Source organism: Mesorhizobium sp. B2-6-2, assembly GCF_006440615.1.
Lineage (GTDB): Bacteria > Pseudomonadota > Alphaproteobacteria > Rhizobiales > Rhizobiaceae > Mesorhizobium.
This window is the reverse complement of record NZ_VFUG01000007.1, coordinates 1-20,155: the sequence shown is the minus strand read 5'-3', so window position 1 is coordinate 20,155 and position 20,155 is coordinate 1. Positions and strand designations below refer to the sequence as shown.

Sequence of the window (20,155 nt, the reverse complement as noted above, 5' to 3'; positions counted from 1 at the left end):
ATGTACCTCATCCGCATGAAGAACTGCGCCTTCTTCGCCCGCCACGGCGTGCTGGACGAGGAGGAGACGCTTGGCCAGCGTTTCTACGTCGATGCCGAGCTGACGGTCGAGCCGAGCCGGCCGCTGACCGAGGATTCCATCGAGGACACCGTCAATTACGGTGTCGCCTTCTCGGTCATCGAAAAAATCGTGACCGGACATCGCCGCTTCCTGATCGAGGCGCTGGCGCTGGAGGTGGCGAAGGCGCTGACGGCGCGGTTCTCCCAGATCAGGAAAGCCGCGATCACGGTGCGCAAGCCGAACGCCCCGGTGCCGGGCGTGCTCGATCATGTCGAGGTGACCGTTGTCTGGCCAGAATAGCGCCGTCTACCTCAGTCTCGGCGGCAATCTCGGCGACCCGGGGAAGTCCATGGGCGCGGCATTGCGCATGCTGGATGGCGACGACGCGACGCGCGTCACCGCCGTCTCGTCGCTCTACCGCACACCGCCGTGGGGCAAGCTCGACCAGCCCGATTTCCTCAATGCCGCCGCCGCGATCGAGACGGCGCTTTCGCCACGCGCGCTGCTTGAGCTTTGCCTCGATGTCGAGAAGCGGCTGAAGCGCGTGCGCGAGGAGCGCTGGGGGCCGCGCCTCATCGATATCGACATCCTGGTGTTCGGCGACCGGGTGATCCACGAGACCGGGCTCGAAGTGCCGCATCCGCGCATGCTGGAACGTGCCTTCGTGCTGGCGCCGCTGGCCGAGATCGCGCCAGGGCTTTCGGTCGGCAGCAGGAGCGTGTCGGAACGGCTCAAAGCCGTCGATACGTCCGGCATCGAGCGGCTGCCTTCGGGCCGGGAATGGTGGCACGCTTAGGTCAGCCGGGAGTTGTGTCTGCTGGTGGAAGACGAACCCTGGCTGTGGCAATCATCCATTCGATCATTTCCAAAGGCACTTCGGGCTGAAATAGCGTAACCGTCATCTTGCCATCGACATCTGAGAAGAAAATCTCACCCACCACGCGTTGATCCTGGTCAGCAAGCTCAAGATACATCCCATCGCGTTGGAGATCGCTGCCGATAGTGGCTTCATAACTTTTGCCTGCAAACTCAATCATTTCGCAACGCTCCGCGCGGCCGTCATCAGCCCGAAAACCCGCCGCCGTCCAGAAAGGCCTGCTCCTCGGCGGTCGTTGCGCGGCCAAGTATGCGGTTTCGGTGCGGAAAACGTCCGAAGCGCCGGATGATCTCCAGATGCTCATCGGCGTATTTTAGATAGTCAGGCGCCCTGGCGACCGTTAGCTCGACCGACCTTTCCTGGTCCGCCAGCACTTCGGAATGCTCGAAGGGCAGATAGAGGAAGACGCGAAGCAGTTCTTCCAGCTCGAGGTCCTGACCGGCGGCGATCGCCCTGTCGGCGAAGTATCTGGCGAGCGGATCGGTCGCGTACATGTGGCCGGTACCGCGGAAGCAGTTGCGCGGGAACTGATCGAGCAGGATCATCAACGCCAGCGATCCTTCGGCATGCGCATTCCAATCGTCGCATTCGCGCCGCGCCGCGGCGTAATGCAGCTCGAGAAAGCGGCTGCGGAAATCGGCGTCGAAAGCGTCGCTCTTTTCGAACCAGGCGTCCTCGCCGGCGTCGCGCCAGAATGTGATGACCGAAAGCGCTCGCGGATCAAGCTCTGCCATATTTGCCCCTCAGTTCTTGGTCTCTGCCTGGTTCAGCACGACGGCGGTTTCCTGGTTCAGCGCGCGGCCGGCGCGGCGTGGCTGCGTCAGCGGCGTCGGGATCGGCGTGCCGATATTGCCCTTGAGGAAACGCTGGCCGGCGCGCACGCCCTCGGCCAATTGCGTCTCGAAGCGCGCTTCGTCGCGGCGTCGCACATCCTCCATGACTTCGGCGACCTCCTCGGGATCGACGCCAAGCGCCTCCAGCGCGGAGCCGCCGAAGACCAGCGCCGATTCGAAGGTCTCGCGCAGCTGATAGTCGACGCCGGCGCGCACGAGTTGCAGCGCGGTGCCGCGGTCGAAGGCGCGCGCCAGGATGGTGACCAGCGGGAATTCGGCCTTGATAAGCTGGGCGATGCGCACGGCGGCGTCCGGCTTGTCGACGCAGATCAGCACCGCGCGGGCGCGCCCGGCGCCGGCCGCATGCAGGATGTCCAGCCTTGTGCCGTCGCCGTAATAGACCTTGAAGCCGAAATCGGCCGCCGCCTGGATCATCTCCACCTCGTTATCGATAATCGAGACGTCCATCCCGCGCAGCAAAAGCGGCTGGCTGGCGATCTGGCCGAAGCGGCCGAAGCCGATGATCAGCACGCTGCCGGTAAGGCCGTCGGCAATGTCGACGCCGTCGAGCGACTGCTCGTCGCGCGGGGTGAGGTAACGGAGCGCCACGATCGCGAGCGGCGTCAGCACCATTGAGATGATGACGATGGCAGTCAGCGTGGCGTTGGCCTGGCCGTCGATGATGCCGACCGCGGCAGCGGACGAATAGAGCACGAAGGCGAACTCGCCGCCCTGCGCCATGAAGACGGCGCGTTCGAGCGCCTCGCGATGGCCGCTCTTCAGAATGCGCGCGACGACGTAGATGCCGAATGCCTTCATGACCATGTAGGCGACGACATAGATGGCGATGAGCCGCCAGTTCTGGGCGACGACGCCAAGGTCGAGCGACATGCCGACGGCGAGGAAGAACAGGCCGAGGAGGATGCCGCGGAAGGGCTCGATATCGGCTTCGAGCTGGTGGCGGAAGGTCGATTCCGACAAGAGAACGCCGGCGAGGAAAGCGCCCATTGCCATCGACAGGCCGGAGAGCTGCATGGCCAGGGCCGAACCCAGCACCACCAGCAGCGCCGCGGCGGTCATGACTTCGCGGGCGCGGGCGTCGGCCAGGATGCGGAAGAGCGGATTGAGCAGGTAGCGGCCGGCCACGACCAGCCCGACGATCGCGGCGATGCCGATCCCGACTTCGGTCAGCCGCTCTGAAAAACTGGTCTCGGCGCCGCCGGGCGCAAGGAACGCCACCAGCGCGAGCAGCGGCACGATCATCAGGTCTTCGAGCAGCAAGATGGAGACGATGCGCTGACCTTTCGGCGTGGCGATCTCGCCGCGCTCTTCGAGCAGTTGCATGACGATCGCCGTCGATGTCAGGACGAAGCCGGCGCCGGCGACGAAGGACTGCGCGATGGGAAAGCCTCCGGCCAGTCCGACGAGAGTGAGCAGGACTGCGCAGACGCCGACCTGCAGCGCGCCGAGTCCAAAGATCTCGCGGCGCAGTCCCCAGAGCCGCGACGGCTGCATCTCCAGCCCGATGATGAACAGGAACATGACGACGCCGAGCTCGGCGACGTGGAGGATCGCTTCCGATTCGGAAAAGATGCGCAGGCCGAACGGACCGATGACCACGCCGGCGGCGAGGTAGCCGAGGATCGAGCCCAGTCCCATGCGCTTGAAGATCGGCACGGCGACGACGCCCGCGGCGAGCAGCGCCACAACCTGCACCAGATCGCTGCTCGACGCTTCAACTGCCATGCCTGTCGTCCCGTTGATCGACCCACTCCTTGCATGCCCCGGGAGCGAGAGGCAAGGGCGCGGAGACTGGCTGGAAGAGTAGGGTGCCGTTGAAGCGGCCTCCGCTTGCCTGCCGGACGTTCGGCATATACGATAGCAGAATGCCTGACTATTCGTCCCGCCCGCCTCTGCATATCCCGATGGATGCGCTCAGCGAAGTCCTACAGGACTTTCGCTTGAGTGGGGTCAACTATGGCCGCTGCGAACTCCGGCATCCATGGAGCATCGCCTTTCCGCAACAGAAGCTGCTTCGCTTTCACTTTGTCGGCCAGGGTCCATGCTGGATCTATACCGAAGCGGAAGGCTGGCAGGAGTTGCGCGACGGCGATCTGGTGCTGCTGCCGCAAGGCATCGCCCATCGGCTGGCCAGTGGGCCGGACGTTGTCGGCGACTCGCTCGAGAGTTGCCATGTGACCAAGTTGGGGAGCAATGTCTGTGAGGTGGTGCGGGAAGGGACGGGCGCGACAAGCACCCTTTTCTGCGGCTCCATGGCCCTGGGCGCCTGTGCGCTCAATCCACTGATCACGTTGATGCCAGCAATTATCAAAGGGTGCGATGTGGCCGGCAACGATCCGGTCGTCGGTCCTTTGCTGGCGGCTATGACGGCCGAGGCCGCGCAACCGCAGATGGGCAGCGCCACGATTCTGTCCCGTATGGCCGACTTGCTGACGGCCCGGCTTATCCGCTGCTGGGTCAATTGCACTGGAGCTTCGACCACCGGTTGGCTCGCCGCTATCCGCGACCCTCATATCGGCCGCGCGCTGGCAGCCATGCACCGAGACCCCGGCCATAACTGGACCCTGGAAAGCCTTGCCGGTCTGGCAGGCCAATCGCGCTCGATTTTCGCCGAGCGCTTCAGCGCTGTATTAGGAGAGGGTGCGGCACACTATCTCGCCCGTCTGCGTATGCAGCTTGCCCGCGAGTTGCTGGGGCAAAATGGCCTGTCGGTTGCCGAGGTCGCTACCCGTTTGGGCTATGATAGCGAAGCATCCTTTGCGCGCGCGTTCAAACGCATCACCAATGTCTCGCCAGGCGTTGTGCGCCGCACAATTTCCGGACGAACGGACATGAATTTCGGATTTTAAGGTACATATCATCCGAGAAGACTCGTCTATTGAAGACCTCCAGACTTTGGAGATCTTTCAGTGACAGACACAACATTACAGCTTGAAGACGCGGCGATAGACCTCGATGACGCCGCGCCAGCCCCGTGGAACGCAGCCACCTGGTTTGCGGTCATTTCATTGGCGGCCACCAGCTTTGCCCTGGTATCAGCCGAATTCCTGCCGGCAGGCCTGCTGACGCCGATGGCGCGGGACCTCGGCATCAGCGAAGGAACCGCCGGACAGGTCGTCACCGCCACGGCTTCGGTCGGCGCGGTGACGGCCATGTTGAGCAATGTTCTCATCGGCCGATTGAACCGCAAGACGGTGCTGGTTGGCCTCAGCGCCTTGGCGGTCGGTTCCAACCTCCTTGCCGCGCTGGCGCCCAATTTCTGGCTGTTGCTGCTGGGCAGGGCCGGGCTCGGAATCGCTCTCAGCGCATTCTGGGCACTCTCGGTTGCCGTCGTGGCTAGGCTGGTTGGCGCCAATGCGACAGGTCGGGGCATGGCTATCGTCACCCTCGGCGTCTCGCTCGCCACCATTGCCGCGCCATCGGTCGGCGCGTTGATCAGCGACTGGCTGGGATGGCGCAGCGCCATGGCCTTGACAGCGGGGCTGGCCGTGATTGCCATGCTGCTGCAGTTGGTAAGCCTGCCGACCCTGCCTGCCACGGCCAGCAATAGTCTTGCGGATGTATTTCGGCTGACACGGCGGCGTGGCATTCAACTCGGCATGCTGGCCATTCTTTTGCTGATGACAGGGCATTTTGCCGGCTCGGTCTATGTACGCCCCTTCCTCGAACATGTGACGCTCCTGGCGACCGCGCCAATTGCCCTGGCCTTGCTCGGATTTGGCATCGCCGCTGTGATCGGCAATATTGCCGGCGGCCGCATGGCCGATGCCAATATCCGCATGGCGCTCGCGGGCAACGCCGCATTGATGGCGTTTGCGGCGCTGGCATTGGTGCTTTGGGGCGTGCACATCGCCGTCGCCTTCGGATTCGTCGCGCTTTGGGGCTTGGCCTTCGGCATGGCGCCGGTCGTGCTGCCGACCAATCTGTCCCGCGCGGCGCCTGATGCGCTGGAAGCGGCGGGTAGCCTGATGGTCGTCTCCTTCCAGGTTGCCATCACCATCGGCGCGGTTGTCGGCGGCTATGTCGTGGACACCTATGGTGCCTCGGGACCCTTGACCCTTACCGCCGTCCTTGCCGTGGCGACGGCCGCGCTGGCACTTCTACAGCCTCGCGGCGACTGAACCTTGCTCCGGCTGACCTGGGCAGCCTATATCCGGCGAGTCGGCCGCCGCCTTTTTCTTGCGCGGCGCTTCGGAGGAGATGCACTACGCGATACCCATCGCGCGCTTATGGTCGGCGATCTCGGCGAGCAGCCAATCCTGGAACAGGCCGGTGCCTGGCTTGTTCCCGATGCTGCGGCGCTGGTGCAGGTAGATTCCGGCGGGATAGGTGTGGCGGGCGCTGAACGGGGCGACAAGCTTGCCTTGCTGCAGAAGGTCCTGCGCCATCATGGTGTCGGCCAAAGCGATGCCCGCGCCGTTTATCACCTCGCGCATGATCAAGGTGCAGTCATCGAGCGTCGTGCTGGATTTCGGCGTGGCGTCCAGAACGCCTTCCTGTTCCAGCCAGCGCCGCCAGCGCATGCTCTCGCATTCGTGGATCAGGTGATGATTGACCAGATCGGCGGGCGTTCTGAGCGGCACCGGTCCCTCAAGCAGCGACGGCGCGCAGACCGGCGTCAGAACGAGCGGGATCAGCAGCGTCAGGGCCGGGCCGGCCTTGTAGACGAACTCATCGACAATGGCCAAATCGAAGTTGGCGCGCTTGCCCGACGTCGAGATCTCCAGGTCCACGGACGGATGCAGCTTGCGGAAATTCGGCAGCCGGTCCGCCAGCCAAAGGTTCAAAACCGCCGGCACGCAGAGCACCCTGACCCGCTGCGTCCTGCCGTGACCATGGACGAAGCTGACATCGTCGGTGGCGCGCCAGATAGCCTCGAATGCTTCGGAGAGGCCGCGCGCATAATATGAGCCCCTGATGGTCGGTGTGATCTGGCGAAAGCCGCGCTCGAACAGATCCTGGCCAAGGTTCTTCTCGAGCGCGCGGATGTGGCGGCTGACGGCCGAGGGCGTCAAATGCAGCTCTTCCGCTGCATCCTTGATGCTGCCGAGGCGCGCGGCGGCTTCGAAAGCGCGCATGCCGTTGAGTGAGGGCAGGGCCATTGGCCGATCATGAAATGTCAGTTGAGTTTTTGTCAATCGACTTGGGCAAAATTGGCGTTTGATCGCCCGGCCGGTTCGGGGATACCCAAAAGGCAAGAGCGACCAAGTCGCCGTCATAAAACAATTATTTGGGTACTCCGATACCATTCCCCAACGGCGCGAACCGGCCTGACCGGTTTCCACCGGTGGCAAGAGAGGCTTTGCGTGTGACGCAGCCGACTTGGCCGGAGCCGCCCCGCAAATGGGAGAACGAGTTTTATGCCTCAGTCGCCGGTGCCGGTCTTTGAAGCGGCTGACGAGATTTCCGGGCAAGCCTCGGTCGTCGTGATCCTGCAAACCGCTCAAACAGGTTTTGGGCCGCGGGCAGGGGCACTCGACGCTGAAATGGACGGGATCTTGTCCCGCGCGTGTTCCGAGCCGGGCGCGCTTGAGGAGTCCGGCGCCTGTGTCGATGTCATCGCCCCCAAGGCCATGTCGGCCCGGCGCGTGGTGGTGCTGGCTTTGGGCAATGCCGAGGCTGTAACCACGCTTTCCCTGGCGCGGGCCGGCGGTTTGCTTGCGGCGCATCTGGAAGGCAAGGGCGAATGCGCGGCCACCCTGATACTGGACCCGCTCGCCGGTGTCGACCTGCCCGCAGCGGAAACACTGGCGCGAGTCGCGCTCGGCATGCGGCTGCGGCGCTATCGTTTCGACCTGCGCAACCGGCGTCAGGGAGCCGGCGCCGACCGCACTTTGCGGGTGCAATTGATCGGCGCGGCCGGCCCGGAGCTGAAGGCGGCGCTGGCGCGGGTCAATGCCATCGCCGACGGCGTCGAATATGCGCGCACCCTGGTCAACCTGCCGCCGAACCATCTCCACCCCGACAATTTCCATGACCATCTGGAGCCGCTGCGCGAGGCCGGCATCGATGTCGAGATCCTGGACACGGCGCGGCTGAAGGAGCTCGGCATGAATGCGATCCTGGCCGTCGGCTCCGGCTCGGCGCGACCGCCGCGCATCGCGGTCCTGCGTTATCGCGGCAAGGGCGCTCCCGCGCAGCCGCTGGCTTTCGTCGGCAAGGGCGTCTGCTTCGATTCCGGCGGCCTGTGCATAAAGCGCGGCGAGCAGATGTTCGACATGAAGGCCGATATGGGCGGCGCGGCCGCCGTGGTCGGCCTGCTGATCGCGCTCGCCCGCCAAGGCAGCCCGGTGCATGCCGTCGGCGTGCTCGGCATTGCCGAGAACATGCCGTCCGGCACCGCGCTCAAGCCGCGCGACATCATCACGACGGCGTCGGGCCAGACCGTGGAAGTGTTCGACACGGATGCGGAAGGCCGACTGATCCTGGCCGACTGCCTCTATTATGCCGCCTCGCGCTTCAACCCTTCGGTGATCGTCGACCTGGCCACGCTGACCTATTCGGTGATGCGGGGCCTCGGCTCGGTCTTCGCCGGCCTTTTCAGCACCGACGACACCATCGCCTCGCGCATGATCGCGGCCGGGGAAAAGGTCGGCGAGCGGTTCTGGCAGCTGCCGCTCGACCGGGCCTATGACGAGGGGCTGCAATCGCCCTTCGCCGATATCCGGCATCACGCCAAGGACATGGAAGACGGTGACGCGCCCTATGCCGCGGCCTTCCTGCGCAACTTCACCGAAGACCGCCCCTGGGTGCATCTCGACATAGCCGGCAAGGAAATGGCCGACAAGGACCGGCCGCTGGGCCGGGAGGGCGCCACGGCCTTCGGCGTGCAGATGCTGGAAGAGTGGGTGCAGTCCGGTCTGGCGGCGAGCTAGGCGACATCAAGATGCCTTCAACCACACAAGGAGCCGAGATGCCGTCCGAGATCGTCAGCAAGGAAGGGCGGGCCGGCTTCGGCGCCTACGAAACCTGGTACCGGATCAGCGGCGCGCTCGATGCCGGCAAGGCTCCGGTCGTGATCCTGCATGGCGGGCCGGGTGCTGCCCATAATTACGTCGATGCCTATAAGCTTCTTGCCCGGGGCGGCCGTGCCGTCGTCCACTACGACCAGTTGGGTTGCGGCAATTCCACCTTGCTGCCGGCAAAGGGCGCCGATTTCTGGACGCCCCAACTCTTCATCGACGAGCTGGAAAACCTCATCGACCATCTCGGCATCCGCGGCGGCTTCCATGTGCTGGGTCAAAGCTGGGGCGGCATGCTGGGCGCCGAATATGGCGTGACCCGGCCGAAGGGCCTGAAGTCGCTGACCATCGCCAATTCGCCGGCGTCCATGAAGCTCTGGGTCGAGGAAGCCAACCGGCTGCGCGCCGATCTGCCCCAGGACGTGCAGGACACGTTGACCCGTCACGAACAGGCCGGCACGACGGACGATCCGGCCTACCAGGAAGCGACGATGCGGTTCTACGAACAGCATGTCTGCCGGGTCGTGCCGTTCCCGCCCGAGGTGACGGAAACCTTCGCCCAGATCGTACGCAATCCGACCGTCTACAATGTGATGAACGGGCCGAACGAATTCCACGTCATCGGCACGCTGAAGAGCTGGAGCGTCATCGACCGCCTGCCGGCCATCGAGGTTCCGACACTCCTCCTCTCGGGCCGTTACGACGAAGCCACGCCCGCGACCGTGCAGCCCTTCAAGGACGGCATCAAGGGATCGCGCTGGCAGATATTCGAGCATTCCAGCCACATGCCGCATGTCGAGGAGCAGGAGCTCTGCATGCGTGTGGTGGGAGACTTCCTGGACGACAACGACAACAGAAAAGGGGAATGACAACATGAAGAAACTGCTTTTGGCGGCGTCGGCCGCGGCATTGCTGGCCGGCTCGTGGCTCGCTCCGGCGCATGCCGAATATCTCAAGGAACACCGCGGCGGCACCATTCGCCTTCTCGCCCGATCGGCGGCCGGAACGCTCGATCCGCACATCAACTACACGGACCAGGGCTGGCAGATGTACCAGCCGATCTATGACGGCCTGGTCGCCTTCCGCAAGGCCGAGGGCGTCGAGGGTTTTTCCATCGTTCCCGACCTCGCCGAGGCGTTGCCCGAGGTCAGCAATGACGGCAAGACCTTCACCTTCAAGCTGCGCAAGGGCATCAAGTTCTCCAGCGGCCAGGACCTCGGCGTGAAGGACGTCGTCGCCTCCTTCCAGCGCATCTTCAAGATTTCCGGGCCGACCTCGGGCACCTTCTATGCCGGCATCGTCGGCGCCGACAAATGCCTGGCCGACACCAAGAGCTGCACGCTGGAAGGCGGGGTCGTCGCCGACGAGGCGGCCGGGACGATCACCCTCAATCTCACCAGGCCGGACGCCGAGATCCTCTACAAGCTTGCCTTGCCGCATGCCGTGATCATGCCGGCCGACACGCCGGCCGAGGACATGGGCTCCAAGCCGATCCCCAGCACCGGCCCCTACATGATCTCGGCCTTCGATCCCAACAAGGGCATGACGGTTTCCCGCAACCCCAATTTCAAGCAGTGGAGCGAGGAAGCCCAGCCGGACGGCTATCCGGATGTCGTGCAGTATGATTTCGGGCTGTCGGAAGAGGCCGCCGTGACGGCGATCCAGAACGGCGAAGCGGACTGGATGTTCGACGCGCTGCCCAGCGACCGCCTCGGCGAGCTCGGCAGCAAATCCATGGACCAGTTGCATATCTCGCCGCTTTCGGCGTGGTGGTACGCGCCGCTGAACACGCGCATGGCGCCATTCGACAACGAAAAGGCGCGCCAGGCCGTCGCCTATGCGGTCGACCGCAACACGCTGGTCAAGCTGTTCGGCGGCAAGGTGCTGGCTTCGCCGGTCTGCCAGGTCCTGCCCCCGGACTTCCCAGGACACGAGGACTATTGCCCCTTCACCAAGAACCCGGGCGCCAAATGGTCGGCTCCGGATGTCGACAAGGCCAAGCAGCTCGTCGAGGGATCGGGCACCAAGGGCCAGAAGGTGACCATCATCGTCGAGGACACCGCCATCTCGCGTTCCATCGGCGTCTATCTGCAGAGCGTGCTGACCAGCATCGGCTATGTCGCCGACGTCAAGCCGATCTCGTCCAACCTGCAGTTCACCTACATCCAGAACACCAACAACAAAGTGCAGATGTCCGTCACCCAGTGGTACAAGGACTATCCGGCGGCGTCGGACTTCCTGAACATCCTGTTCAGCTGCGCTTCCTATCGCGAAGGCTCGGACGCCTCGATCAACATTTCCGGCTTCTGCGACAAGGATATCGACGCCCAGATGCAGAAGGCGCTGGACCTCGGCGTGACCGACCAGAAGGCAGCCGACAAATTGTGGGCGGCAATCGACAAGCAGGTCACCGACAAGGCGCCGGCGGTCGGGCTGTTCACGCCGAAGCGGCTTGATTTCGTCAGCAAGCGCATCGGCAATTTCAAGTTCAACCCGCAGTTCAACTGGATTATCACCCAATCCTGGGTGCGGTAAGGGGCCTGGGTCCAGTAACGAACCGCGGAAACACATATCGTGTCCAGCCAAGTCGCCGCCATGCCGCGCAAGACGCGAGGGCCCTGGGCCGTCGCGTTTGCGAAGCTGGCAACGGACAGGGCCGCCATGGCGTCCCTGGCCGTGTTCCTCATCATCGTTCTCGCCTGTTTCAGCGCGCCGCTTTACGCAAAATGGGCGGGCACGGATCCGTTCGCCTCGACGCTCGACGCCGTCATCCAGATCGACGGCGCCGACGTTCCGGTGATGGAACAGTCGACCGAGGGACTGGGGCTTGGCTACACGCCGATCGGTCCGACATGGCAGCTCGGCAATTATTTCCTCGGCGCCGACAGCCAGGGCCGCGACGTCATGGCAAGGTTGCTCTATGGCGGGCTGAACTCGCTTTTGATCTCGGGCGCAGCCACCATCTTCACGCTGATCGTCGGCACGATGGCGGGACTGATCGCGGGTTATTTCGGCGGCATCACCGACACGGTGCTGTCGCGCTTGCTCGACGTGCTCTGGGCGTTCCCGATCTATCTGCTGGCGATCTCGCTTTCCATCGTCACCATCGCGCAAGGCATCGCGATCGGACCGATCGAGATCCAATCGGGCAGCCTATGGCTGCCGATCATCATCATAGGCATCGTCTATATACCCTATGTCGCGCGCCCGATACGCGGCCAGGTTCTGGCGCTGCGCCACAGCGAGTTCGTGTTCGCCGCGATCAATCTCGGCGTGCCGGGCTGGCGCATCCTGTGGCGCGACATCCTGCCCAACATCACCACCACGCTGATCGTCTTCGTGCCGCTGATGATGGCGCTGAACATGCTGACGGAATCGGCGCTGTCGTTCCTGTCGATCGGCGTGCAGCCGCCGGCCGCAAGCTGGGGCACCATCATCCAGGACGGACAGGCGCTGCTCTACACGCGGCCCCTGGTGGCGCTGGTGCCTGGGCTGGCGATCGCCGTTTCCGTCATGGCGCTCAACGTCTTCGGCGACGGCCTGCGCGATGCGCTCGACCCGCGCTCCAAGGTCCGGTTGGGGCGCGACTGATGTTTTATGCCATCCTTCGCCGCTTCGGCCAGATGCTGTTCGTGATGTTCGGCATCTCGGTCATCGTCTTCCTGATCTTCTTCGCCACGCCCGGCGCCGATCCCGCCGCGCGCATCGCCGGCCGCAACGCTTCTCCGGAAGTGCTGGCCGCGGTTCGCCACAGCTTCGGCTTCGACCAGCCGCTCTACGTGCAATACACGCGCATGATGGAGAAGATATTCGTCACCGGCGACCTGACCTCCTTCGTCAATCGCGGCTGGAAGGTGGTGCCGGCCGTGCTGGATTCGATCCCGGTGACGCTTTCGCTGGTGTTCGGAGCCGCGATCCTGTGGGTAGTGGTGTCGATCGTCATCGGCATCGTCGCTGCGGCCACCCGCGACAGCTGGCTGGACAAGCTCCTGATGGCGCTGGGCCTGCTCGGCATCTCAATGCCGGTCTACTGGCTGGGCGAGGTGATGAACCTGATCACCCAAAGCCGCTATCACGACAGCTGGGCGTTCTCCTGGGTGCCGCCGCTCGGCTACAAGAATTTTTCCGACGATCCGAAAGGTTGGTTCCTGACGTTGGTCATCCCATGGATCACGCTCGCCATCCTCTATATCGGCATTTACGGGCGCGTGCTGCGCGCGGCCATCATCGAGTCCATGCAGGAAGATTATATCCGCACCGCCCGCGCCAAGGGCCTGTCGGAGACCCGCATCCTGTTTCGCCATGCGCTGCGCACCTCGCTGATCGCCTTCGTCACGCTGTTCGGTCTCGACTTCGGCGCGCTGGTGGGCGGCTCGGCTTTGCTGACCGAGGTCGTGTTCGGCCTGCACGGCATCGGCAAGCTCACCTATGACGCGCTGCAGAATCTCGATTTGCCGATGATCATGGCGACGGTCATGTATGCGTCCATGTTCGTGGTGATCGCCAATGCGGTCGTCGATTTCGTCTACATCCTTCTCGATCCGCGCCTGAGGGCATCATGATATTGTCGGTGCGCGATCTCAAAGTGTCCTTCCGCACGCATGACGGGCCGGTACGGGCCATCGACGGCGTTTCCTTTGACCTGGAGGAAAGCGAGATCCTCGGCGTCGTTGGCGAATCCGGCTCCGGCAAGACGGTCTCGCTGCTCGCCGTCATGGGGCTGATTACCGACCCGAACGCCACCATCGAAGGTTCGATCCGCTACAAGGGCCGCGAACTGGTGGGACTGCCGCCGCGCGAGCTGAGGCGCCTGCGCGGCAACGAGATCGCGATGATCTTCCAGGACCCGATGACGGCGCTGACGCCGGTCTACACGATCGGCTGGCAGATCGCCGAGCAGATTCGGGCGCATCGGGGGTTAAGCAAGTCCAAGGCGATGGAGCGCGTCGAGCAGTTGCTGGCGGAGGTGAATTTTCCCAACCCGCACGAGGCGATGTCGCGCTATCCGCACCAGCTTTCCGGCGGCATGCGGCAGCGGGCGGTGATCGCGATGGCCTTGTCCTGCGATCCGGCGCTGCTGGTGGCCGACGAACCGACCACCGCGCTCGACGTCACCGTGCAGGCCGGCATTCTCGACCTCGTGCGCAAATTGCGGGCGAAGCACAAGTCGGCGGTGGTCTTCATCACGCATGACATGGGTGTGGTCTCCGAGCTCGCCGACCGGGTCATGGTCATGTATGCCGGCCGTGTGGTGGAGCGCGGCACCCGCACGGAGCTGTTTTCCGATCCGCGACACCCTTATACGCGCGCGCTGCTTGGCTCGATCCCGCCGCTGACTGGCCAGAAACCGCGCCGCCTGCCGGCCATCCCCGGTTCGCCGCCTTCCTTGCTGCGGCTGCCGCAAGGCTGCGCCTTCGGCCCGCGCTGCCCGGTCCGCTACGAGCCTTGCGAGGCCGGCAAGCCGGGTCTCGGCGCGAGCGCGCACGCCGTCGCATGCTTTCGGGTGGCGCAGGCATGAGCGAGCCGATGATAGACACAGATCGCCCGATCCTCGAGACGCGTTCGTTGGCAAAACGCTTTTCGATCGGCACCCGGTTTTCCGCCGAAGGCAGGCGGACCGTCCACGCGGTGGACAACGTCTCGCTGACCGTGCGGCGCGGCGAGACGGTGGGCCTGGTCGGCGAATCCGGATGCGGCAAGTCCACGCTGGCGCGCTGCCTGGTGCGGCTCTACGACATCACCGACGGCAAGCTTTTGTTCGAAGGCGACGACATCACCTCGAAGTCGCTGTCCGAGCTCAGGCCGCTTAGGCGGCGCTTGCAAATGGTCTTCCAGGATCCCTCGGCCTCGCTCAATCCGCGCCGGCGCGTCGGCGATCTCGTCGCCGAGCCGCTGCGTATCCACGGCAAGGTTTCGGCCAAAGAGATCGCCGCGCGGGTGGCGGAGCTGTTCGAGCTGGTCGGGCTGTTGCCGGACCATATGATGCGCTATCCGCACGAATTCTCCGGCGGCCAGCGCCAGCGCGTCGGCATCGCGCGGGCGATCGCGTTGAACCCCGACCTTGTCGTGCTGGACGAGCCGGTCTCCGCGCTCGACGTGTCGGTGCAGGCCCAGATCGTCAACCTGCTCGCCGATCTGCAGGAGAAGCTGAAGCTCACCTATGTCTTCATCGCCCACGATCTCTCCGTAGTGCGCCAGGTCTCGACGCGCATCGCCGTCATGTATCTCGGCTCGATCGTCGAGGAGGGCCCGGCGGAGGAGGTCTTTGCGACACCCGCCCATCCTTACAGCCAGGCGCTGATCTCGGCGGTTCCCATCGTCGAGACGACGCCTGCGGGCGCGCGCAAGCGCATCATCCTCACCGGCGACGTGCCGAGCCCGCTGAAGCCTCCGTCCGGATGCCGCTTCCATCCGCGATGTCCGATCGCGGCGGACCGGTGCCGCTCGGAGCGGCCGGAACTGAAGGAATATCGTCCAGGCCGCAAAGTGGCCTGCCACTTCCCGACTTTGACTTGATCTATCTATTTTCGCGAGCGTGGGCGCGGGCTGCCGGAACGCGCCGGATCAGTTCTTGGCGATGGCGCCGACTTCGACCGAATCGACCCGCTTCAGGCTCATGCCGATCACCGGCACCAGCTGATTGTCGACGCGCACGGCCACCGTCACGGTCATCGAATTGCCGTCGGGCACACGCGCCTGCATGACACCGTTCAACTGCTTGCGGTTGATGGTGAAGACGACCTTCTGGGCGTCGACGACATTGCCGCCGACAATGTCCATGCCGCTTTCAGTCGAGCCGCCCATGAAGTTGCCCCGATAGCCATCGCGCCCCTTGCGCTCGACGCTGGCCGACATCTTTTGCGTGAACACGCCGACCCTGCAGCCGCCGTCAAGCGTCATGCCGAGCTTGCTGGCGGGCGTCGAGCCATTGAAATCGCAGGTGAATTTGGTGCCTTTGTACTTGCCGGCGATGATCTCGCCGGGACCGACCCATCTGCCTTCGACGGAGCGGAAAAACTGCTTGTCCGGCTCTGCGCCAACGGCCTTTTCGACGAGGCCGAGCGGCGTGGCAATCGCAATGGCGGCAGGTAGGACGCAGGACAGGATCACGCTTCTCATCGACGACACCCGGCACGAAAGAGTCTATTCTTGGAACCGGACCGACCATGCAGAAGATTGGTTAATGCTTCGTCACCCGCGGTGGGTCGCGCGTTTACCTTATCGGTCGTCCTGGCCGTTCTTTCGTGCCGCGAACGACGTCAGCGCCGAGAGGAAATCGCCGAGGCCCGGGCGCTTCACGGCGATGAACGGCAGGGGGCGGGCGGTTTCCATCGCGGCGATGCCGATGCGCGCTGTCATCATGCCGTTGACGACGCCTTCGCCGAGTTTTGCCGAGAGTTTTGCGGCAAGCCCATGGCCGACGATCTGCTGCACGAAACTGTCGCCCACCGCGATCGAGCCGGTCACCGCCAGATGCGCGAGCACGCCGCGCGCCAGCCGGAAGAAGCCGAGCGTGCCTGGGCGGCCGCCATAGAGTTCGGAGAGGCGCCGGATCAGCCGCCCGGCCTCGAACACGACATAGGCGATGTCGACCAGCGCGCGCGGGCTGACCGCCGTTATGAGGGACACGCGCTTCGCCGCCTCCAGAATCATGGCTTTGGCGCGGGCATCGAGAGGCGACAGGATCTCGGTCTCGGCCAGCCGCACCAGATTGGCGCCGTCGATGATCTCGCCGCGCAATTCGGCCAGCGAACGGCGGCCGGCGGCGGTCTCGGGTTTTGCGGCGACGAAAGCCGAGAGCTCGTCGACCAAGGCGCGCGCCGCCTTGGGGTCGTCGCGCGCCACGGCATCGAGGGCCCGTTTCTGCATCTTTTCGACTTCGGCAAGGCGGGCGATGGCGAGGAATTCGCGGATGAGGATGACGAGCAGCGAGAGCAGCGCGATCGCCGCCATGCCGGCCGCCAGCCAGCCGAGCCATTCGGCGCGCGCGAATAGGTCGCGGATCAGCTGGTCGGCCCAAAGGCCGACCGCCAGCGAGACGAGCACGCCGAGAGCGCCGAAGAACAGCCGGGAAAGCAGCGAACGCTTTCTCGGCGCTGTCGCCGGCGGCGGGACCGCGGTCTCGACATCCGGCTCGTCGAAGATGTCGACTTCCGAAGGGATCACGACCGCTAAATCGCCCCTCGCGGCACGTGGCCTGCGCGCCGGCGGCTCCTCTGCGGCGCTATTTCGCTGTGGTTGCGGCGGCGCTTCGGTCTCGGGCTCGATGCGGAAGGCCGCCGGTTTGCGGGGCGCGGTCATGCCAGATGATCTCCGATCAGGAACTGCAGCGCGCGGTCTAGCCGGATATGCGGCAAGGACAGCGTGACGCCTTCGGCGGTGCGTTCGAGCTTCGGCGGGCGGAAACGCACGAAGCGGATCGCCGGTTCGGCGCTGTCCGCCGGGGATCCGGAAACGTCGAACACGGCATCCACCTTTTCCGGCAAATCGCCTGGGAAGATGGCGGTCTCGGTCTTTCCGTCGAATGTCTCGCCGTTGATCGTCTCGCTTTTCAGCGGCATGCCGATGATGACGGGGAGCGTCTCTCGCCCCTGCTTCACCGTGCCTTCGCGGGTCGAGCGAACGGCGGCCATGGCGACGACATCGACGGCGGCGCCGCTGAAATTCGCCCGCGCGACGGCGCGGTCGGTCAGCCGGCGCACGATCGCCTGCAGCCGGTCATGGCTTTCGTGGTGCAAATGGTCTGCCTTGGTCGCGGCCACCAGAATGCGGTCGATGCGGCGCGAGAAGAAGTCGGTCAGGAAATTGCCCCGTCCGGGCCGGAAGCAGGACAGGATCTCGGTCACCGCGCGCTCCAGATCCGCCATGGCGGCCGGGCCGGCATTGAGCGCCTGCATGGCGTCGATCAGCACGATCTGCCGGTCGAGGCGGGCGACGTGCTCGCGAAAGAACGGTTTGACGACATGCGTCTTATAGGCCTCGTAGCGGCGCTCCATCATCGCCCGCAGCGATCCGGAGCGCGGCCGGCCTTGCGACGGCGTCAGCAGCGGCGCGAAGGTGAGCGCCGGCGAGCCTTCGAGATCGCCCGGCATCAGGAAACGGCCTGGCGGCAGCGTCGACAGCGCGCGGTCGTCGAGCTTGCACGCCTTGAGATAGGCGGCAAAGCTTTCGGCCAATCGCCGGGCGGTCATCTCGTCGGCGTCGGCATCGGGATCGATGGTGGAGGCCAACTCACGCCAGGCCTGCGACAGGTCGCAGCGGACGGGCAGGGCGGCCAACTCGACCGCCTCGCGCGAAAAATCGGCGAAGGATTTGCCGAGCAGCGGCAGGTCGAGCAGCCATTCGCCGGGATAATCGACGATGTCGACCGACAGTTTTCCAGCGGAAAACAGACGATTCCAGCCGGAAGCCGACTCATATTCGATGGTGAGCCTGAGTTCGGAGATGGCGCGCGTGGAGTCCGGCCAGACGCGCTCGTTCACCAAAGCCGCGACATGATCTTCATATTGGAAACGCGGAACGGCATCGTCCGGCTGCTCCTCAAGGAAGGCGCGGCCGATGCGGCCGGACTTCTGCGCCTCGAACAGCGGCAAGCGACCGCCATGGATGAGATTGTGGACGAGGGCTGAGATGAACACCGTCTTGCCGGCGCGCGACAGGCCGGTGACGCCAAGGCGCATTGACGGAGAGAAGAGCCCGGCGGCGCGGCCCGACAACGTGTCGAGCGCAATCCTCGCCTCGTCGGTAAAACTGGTCAGCGATGATGCCAAATCAGGCCTCTGGTTGCGCGTCAGCGCCCGATATAGGCCCTGGGCCGTGCGTTTGAAATGGCCTCAGAGGTCGGCCGGCGTGAGAAAAGCTTCGAGATAGCCATTGCCCTGCGCCGCTTCGGCAAGGTTGCCGGGAAAGCGCACCACGGCAAGGCCGGAGGTCGGAAAACCATGATTCATCATGCCGCGCGCCGCCTGCTCGCCATTTCCGGACACCGCCATGGCCAGATCTTCGGTCATGGGGTTGTGGCCGATCACCAGAAGCTGGCCGGCGTCCCGATTTTTGCGGATGATCTCCAGATAGCCGGCCGCATCCTCGCTGTAGAGCGTATCGAAGAACAGCACCCGGCCGGTGTCGGTGCGCCCCGCCAGGCCTTCCAGCGTCTGCCTGGCCCGCTTGGCGCTGGAGCAAAGGGTGACGTCCGGCACATAGTTGCGGGCCCGCATGGTCTCTCCGATCGCTTCGGCATCGGCCATGCCCGATTCGTCGAGCGGGCGATCGAAATCGCGCATGCCGGGCAGCGCCCAGCCGGCTTTGGCATGCCGCAACAGATAAAGTCTGCTCAACCGGACCCCCATGGCGCTACCTTCCCGGCAAAGCGCGATTAGTCACCAGAACGATGTCATGCACAATGGTCGGCCGGCAACTGCAACGAATCATGTGCGAATTCGTTTTCTGCCGTTGAACAACGTCGCCGCCGGAGTTGCCGATGCAAGACTAACAATTGCGTGAAACTGTCGCCGATAGCGCTTGTGCAGGCTCTTTTCCCCGAATATATAGGCGCCAAATTTTGGGGTTGTTGGGTGAGTCGAATGAACGATATCGTTACCGCCAATTACGTACCCTCCGAAGACGAGCCGTTCATGAACGAACGGCAAAAATCGTACTTCCGTCAAAAGCTTATCACCTGGAAGAACGACATTCTGCGCGAAGCGCGCGAAACCCTAGAAATCCTGCAGCAGGAAAACGCCAATCATCCCGACCTAGCCGATCGCGCCTCCTCCGAAACCGACCGTGCCATCGAATTGCGCGCCCGCGATCGCCAACGCAAGCTCATCTCGAAAATCGACTCCGCGCTCCAGCGCATCGACGAAGGCACCTATGGCTATTGCGAGGAGACCGGGGAGCCGATCGCGCTGAAGCGGCTCGATGCGCGTCCGATCGCGACGTTGTCGATCGAGGCGCAAGAGCGCCATGAACGCCGCGAGAAGGTCTATCGCGACGACTGACGCGATCCAACAGGCAGGAACATCGAAAATGGCCGGAATTCCGGCCATTTTTTGTTTTCAGCGCTCAGGGCGCGGAAGGCTCGCCTCCGCCGGCAAGCTGCCGTTAAAGCGCTTCACGGTTTTCACCATTCCACGGAAATGGCGAACCGCTCTATCTCTTTGTTTTTACGCAATTCCAGACGGAAGCTACGGCGAAGCCGCCAAGCCTAACCGCGCACACTTTCCCTAGTTCCCCGACACAGGGATTTTGAAGGGCTGCCGTTTTGTCTTGGTGCAGGATTTTCCGTTCATTTCGTGAAACCAGCGCAAACGCTGGAGATTGGCGGAAGCCGCCCCAACCTCGTCATTCTATGGCGGAGCAAGGAGCGAAGCGACGCGCGCAGACCATAGAATCCATTCCGT

General features: G+C 64.1%; 20 protein-coding genes. 12 read left to right on the top strand and 8 right to left on the bottom strand.

Annotated features, from left to right (window positions below; genetic code table 11):
• Both folB and folK read left to right on the top strand, forming a co-directional pair.
• The gene (gene folB, locus FJ419_RS16010) at positions 1-360 is read left to right on the top strand and encodes a dihydroneopterin aldolase (RefSeq protein WP_095765255.1); all 360 of its coding nucleotides are present in this window, start codon (positions 1-3) and stop codon (positions 358-360) included.
• Complete coding sequence (folK, locus tag FJ419_RS16005; protein ID WP_140694904.1) at positions 344-856, top strand: 2-amino-4-hydroxy-6-hydroxymethyldihydropteridine diphosphokinase; 513 nt, start codon at positions 344-346, stop codon at positions 854-856. The genes folB and folK overlap by 17 nt, the downstream gene beginning before the upstream one ends.
• A 1-nt stretch (position 857) precedes the next feature.
• Here the strand turns inward: folK and FJ419_RS16000 are convergent, their stop codons facing one another.
• The 3 genes from FJ419_RS16000 to FJ419_RS15990 are packed head-to-tail and all read right to left on the bottom strand — an operon-like array spanning position 858 to position 3,516.
• Positions 858-1,097, bottom strand: a complete 240-nt coding sequence (locus tag FJ419_RS16000; protein WP_140694901.1) for a hypothetical protein — start codon at positions 1,095-1,097, stop codon at positions 858-860.
• 25 nt (positions 1,098-1,122) lie between these two features.
• Positions 1,123-1,671, bottom strand: coding sequence for a DUF924 family protein (locus FJ419_RS15995; RefSeq protein ID WP_140694898.1), 549 nt, complete (start codon positions 1,669-1,671; stop codon positions 1,123-1,125).
• Between the two features lie 9 nt (positions 1,672-1,680).
• On the bottom strand, positions 1,681-3,516 hold the full coding sequence (locus FJ419_RS15990; protein ID WP_140694895.1) for a monovalent cation:proton antiporter-2 (CPA2) family protein: 1,836 nt from the start codon (positions 3,514-3,516) through the stop codon (positions 1,681-1,683).
• Positions 3,517-3,656: 140 nt separating this feature from the next.
• Here FJ419_RS15990 and FJ419_RS15985 point away from each other — a divergent pair, with 140 nt between their 5' ends.
• Both FJ419_RS15985 and FJ419_RS15980 read left to right on the top strand, forming a co-directional pair.
• Positions 3,657-4,640, top strand: coding sequence for an AraC family transcriptional regulator (locus FJ419_RS15985; protein WP_140694892.1), 984 nt, complete (start codon positions 3,657-3,659; stop codon positions 4,638-4,640).
• 60 nt (positions 4,641-4,700) lie between these two features.
• Positions 4,701-5,912, top strand: coding sequence for an MFS transporter (locus FJ419_RS15980; protein ID WP_140694889.1), 1,212 nt, complete (start codon positions 4,701-4,703; stop codon positions 5,910-5,912).
• An 84-nt stretch (positions 5,913-5,996) separates the two neighbouring features.
• Here the strand turns inward: FJ419_RS15980 and FJ419_RS15975 are convergent, their stop codons facing one another.
• Complete coding sequence (locus tag FJ419_RS15975; RefSeq protein WP_140694886.1) at positions 5,997-6,893, bottom strand: LysR substrate-binding domain-containing protein; 897 nt, start codon at positions 6,891-6,893, stop codon at positions 5,997-5,999.
• Between the two features lie 258 nt (positions 6,894-7,151).
• Between FJ419_RS15975 and FJ419_RS15970 the strand changes: the two genes are divergently transcribed.
• The 7 genes from FJ419_RS15970 to FJ419_RS15940 are packed head-to-tail and all read left to right on the top strand — an operon-like array spanning position 7,152 to position 15,269.
• Entirely contained in the window at positions 7,152-8,666 is a 1,515-nt protein-coding gene (locus FJ419_RS15970; protein ID WP_140694883.1) for a leucyl aminopeptidase, read from the top strand.
• A gap of 38 nt (positions 8,667-8,704) precedes the next feature.
• Positions 8,705-9,622 (top strand): proline iminopeptidase-family hydrolase, encoded by a 918-nt coding sequence (locus FJ419_RS15965; RefSeq protein ID WP_140694880.1) that lies wholly within the window; start codon positions 8,705-8,707, stop codon positions 9,620-9,622.
• 4 nt (positions 9,623-9,626) lie between these two features.
• Entirely contained in the window at positions 9,627-11,288 is a 1,662-nt protein-coding gene (locus tag FJ419_RS15960) for an ABC transporter substrate-binding protein (RefSeq protein ID WP_140694877.1), read from the top strand.
• 39 nt (positions 11,289-11,327) lie between these two features.
• Positions 11,328-12,344: an ABC transporter permease gene (locus FJ419_RS15955; protein ID WP_140694874.1), complete on the top strand. Its 1,017-nt coding sequence runs from the start codon at positions 11,328-11,330 to the stop codon at positions 12,342-12,344.
• Positions 12,344-13,315: an ABC transporter permease gene (locus tag FJ419_RS15950; protein WP_140694871.1), complete on the top strand. Its 972-nt coding sequence runs from the start codon at positions 12,344-12,346 to the stop codon at positions 13,313-13,315. The genes FJ419_RS15955 and FJ419_RS15950 overlap by 1 nt, the downstream gene beginning before the upstream one ends.
• On the top strand, positions 13,312-14,271 hold the full coding sequence (locus FJ419_RS15945) for an ABC transporter ATP-binding protein (RefSeq protein WP_140694868.1): 960 nt from the start codon (positions 13,312-13,314) through the stop codon (positions 14,269-14,271). Before FJ419_RS15950 ends, FJ419_RS15945 begins: the two co-directional genes overlap by 4 nt.
• Before the next feature lie 8 nt (positions 14,272-14,279).
• Entirely contained in the window at positions 14,280-15,269 is a 990-nt protein-coding gene (locus FJ419_RS15940) for a dipeptide ABC transporter ATP-binding protein (protein ID WP_140694865.1), read from the top strand.
• Positions 15,270-15,317: 48 nt separating this feature from the next.
• Here the strand turns inward: FJ419_RS15940 and FJ419_RS15935 are convergent, their stop codons facing one another.
• From FJ419_RS15935 to FJ419_RS15920, 4 genes are all read right to left on the bottom strand, one after another.
• Positions 15,318-15,872 carry a hypothetical protein gene (locus FJ419_RS15935; protein WP_181170718.1) on the bottom strand — a complete coding sequence of 185 codons (555 nt, stop codon included), beginning with the start codon at positions 15,870-15,872 and terminating at the stop codon, positions 15,318-15,320.
• Between the two features lie 99 nt (positions 15,873-15,971).
• The gene (locus tag FJ419_RS15930; protein ID WP_140694859.1) at positions 15,972-17,054 is read right to left on the bottom strand and encodes a YcjF family protein; all 1,083 of its coding nucleotides are present in this window, start codon (positions 17,052-17,054) and stop codon (positions 15,972-15,974) included.
• Positions 17,051-18,523 (bottom strand): YcjX family protein, encoded by a 1,473-nt coding sequence (locus tag FJ419_RS15925; RefSeq protein WP_140694856.1) that lies wholly within the window; start codon positions 18,521-18,523, stop codon positions 17,051-17,053. Before FJ419_RS15925 ends, FJ419_RS15930 begins: the two co-directional genes overlap by 4 nt.
• Before the next feature lie 63 nt (positions 18,524-18,586).
• On the bottom strand, positions 18,587-19,090 hold the full coding sequence (locus FJ419_RS15920) for a histidine phosphatase family protein (RefSeq protein WP_140694853.1): 504 nt from the start codon (positions 19,088-19,090) through the stop codon (positions 18,587-18,589).
• Between the two features lie 246 nt (positions 19,091-19,336).
• On the opposite strand from FJ419_RS15920, the gene dksA reads away from it, so the two are divergent.
• Positions 19,337-19,753, top strand: a complete 417-nt coding sequence (gene dksA, locus FJ419_RS15915) for an RNA polymerase-binding protein DksA (protein WP_095765270.1) — start codon at positions 19,337-19,339, stop codon at positions 19,751-19,753.
• Positions 19,754-20,155: the final 402 nt, after the last annotated feature.

Excerpts from the sequence above, each read along its gene's own strand:
- folB (WP_095765255.1), top strand. The coding sequence starts at position 1 with ATGTACCTCATCCGCATGAAGAACTGCGCCTTCTTCGCCCGCCACGGC.
- FJ419_RS16000 (WP_140694901.1), bottom strand. The coding sequence starts at position 1,097 with ATGATTGAGTTTGCAGGCAAAAGTTATGAAGCCACTATCGGCAGCGAT.
- FJ419_RS15995 (WP_140694898.1), bottom strand. The coding sequence starts at position 1,671 with ATGGCAGAGCTTGATCCGCGAGCGCTTTCGGTCATCACATTCTGGCGC.
- FJ419_RS15990 (WP_140694895.1), bottom strand. The coding sequence starts at position 3,516 with ATGGCAGTTGAAGCGTCGAGCAGCGATCTGGTGCAGGTTGTGGCGCTG.
- FJ419_RS15985 (WP_140694892.1), top strand. The coding sequence starts at position 3,657 with ATGCCTGACTATTCGTCCCGCCCGCCTCTGCATATCCCGATGGATGCG.
- FJ419_RS15975 (WP_140694886.1), bottom strand. The coding sequence starts at position 6,893 with ATGGCCCTGCCCTCACTCAACGGCATGCGCGCTTTCGAAGCCGCCGCG.
- FJ419_RS15970 (WP_140694883.1), top strand. The coding sequence starts at position 7,152 with ATGCCTCAGTCGCCGGTGCCGGTCTTTGAAGCGGCTGACGAGATTTCC.
- FJ419_RS15965 (WP_140694880.1), top strand. The coding sequence starts at position 8,705 with ATGCCGTCCGAGATCGTCAGCAAGGAAGGGCGGGCCGGCTTCGGCGCC.
- FJ419_RS15960 (WP_140694877.1), top strand. The coding sequence starts at position 9,627 with ATGAAGAAACTGCTTTTGGCGGCGTCGGCCGCGGCATTGCTGGCCGGC.
- FJ419_RS15950 (WP_140694871.1), top strand. The coding sequence starts at position 12,344 with ATGTTTTATGCCATCCTTCGCCGCTTCGGCCAGATGCTGTTCGTGATG.
- FJ419_RS15945 (WP_140694868.1), top strand. The coding sequence starts at position 13,312 with ATGATATTGTCGGTGCGCGATCTCAAAGTGTCCTTCCGCACGCATGAC.
- FJ419_RS15940 (WP_140694865.1), top strand. The coding sequence starts at position 14,280 with ATGATAGACACAGATCGCCCGATCCTCGAGACGCGTTCGTTGGCAAAA.
- FJ419_RS15935 (WP_181170718.1), bottom strand. The coding sequence starts at position 15,872 with ATGAGAAGCGTGATCCTGTCCTGCGTCCTACCTGCCGCCATTGCGATT.
- FJ419_RS15930 (WP_140694859.1), bottom strand. The coding sequence starts at position 17,054 with ATGACCGCGCCCCGCAAACCGGCGGCCTTCCGCATCGAGCCCGAGACC.
- dksA (WP_095765270.1), top strand. The coding sequence starts at position 19,337 with ATGAACGATATCGTTACCGCCAATTACGTACCCTCCGAAGACGAGCCG.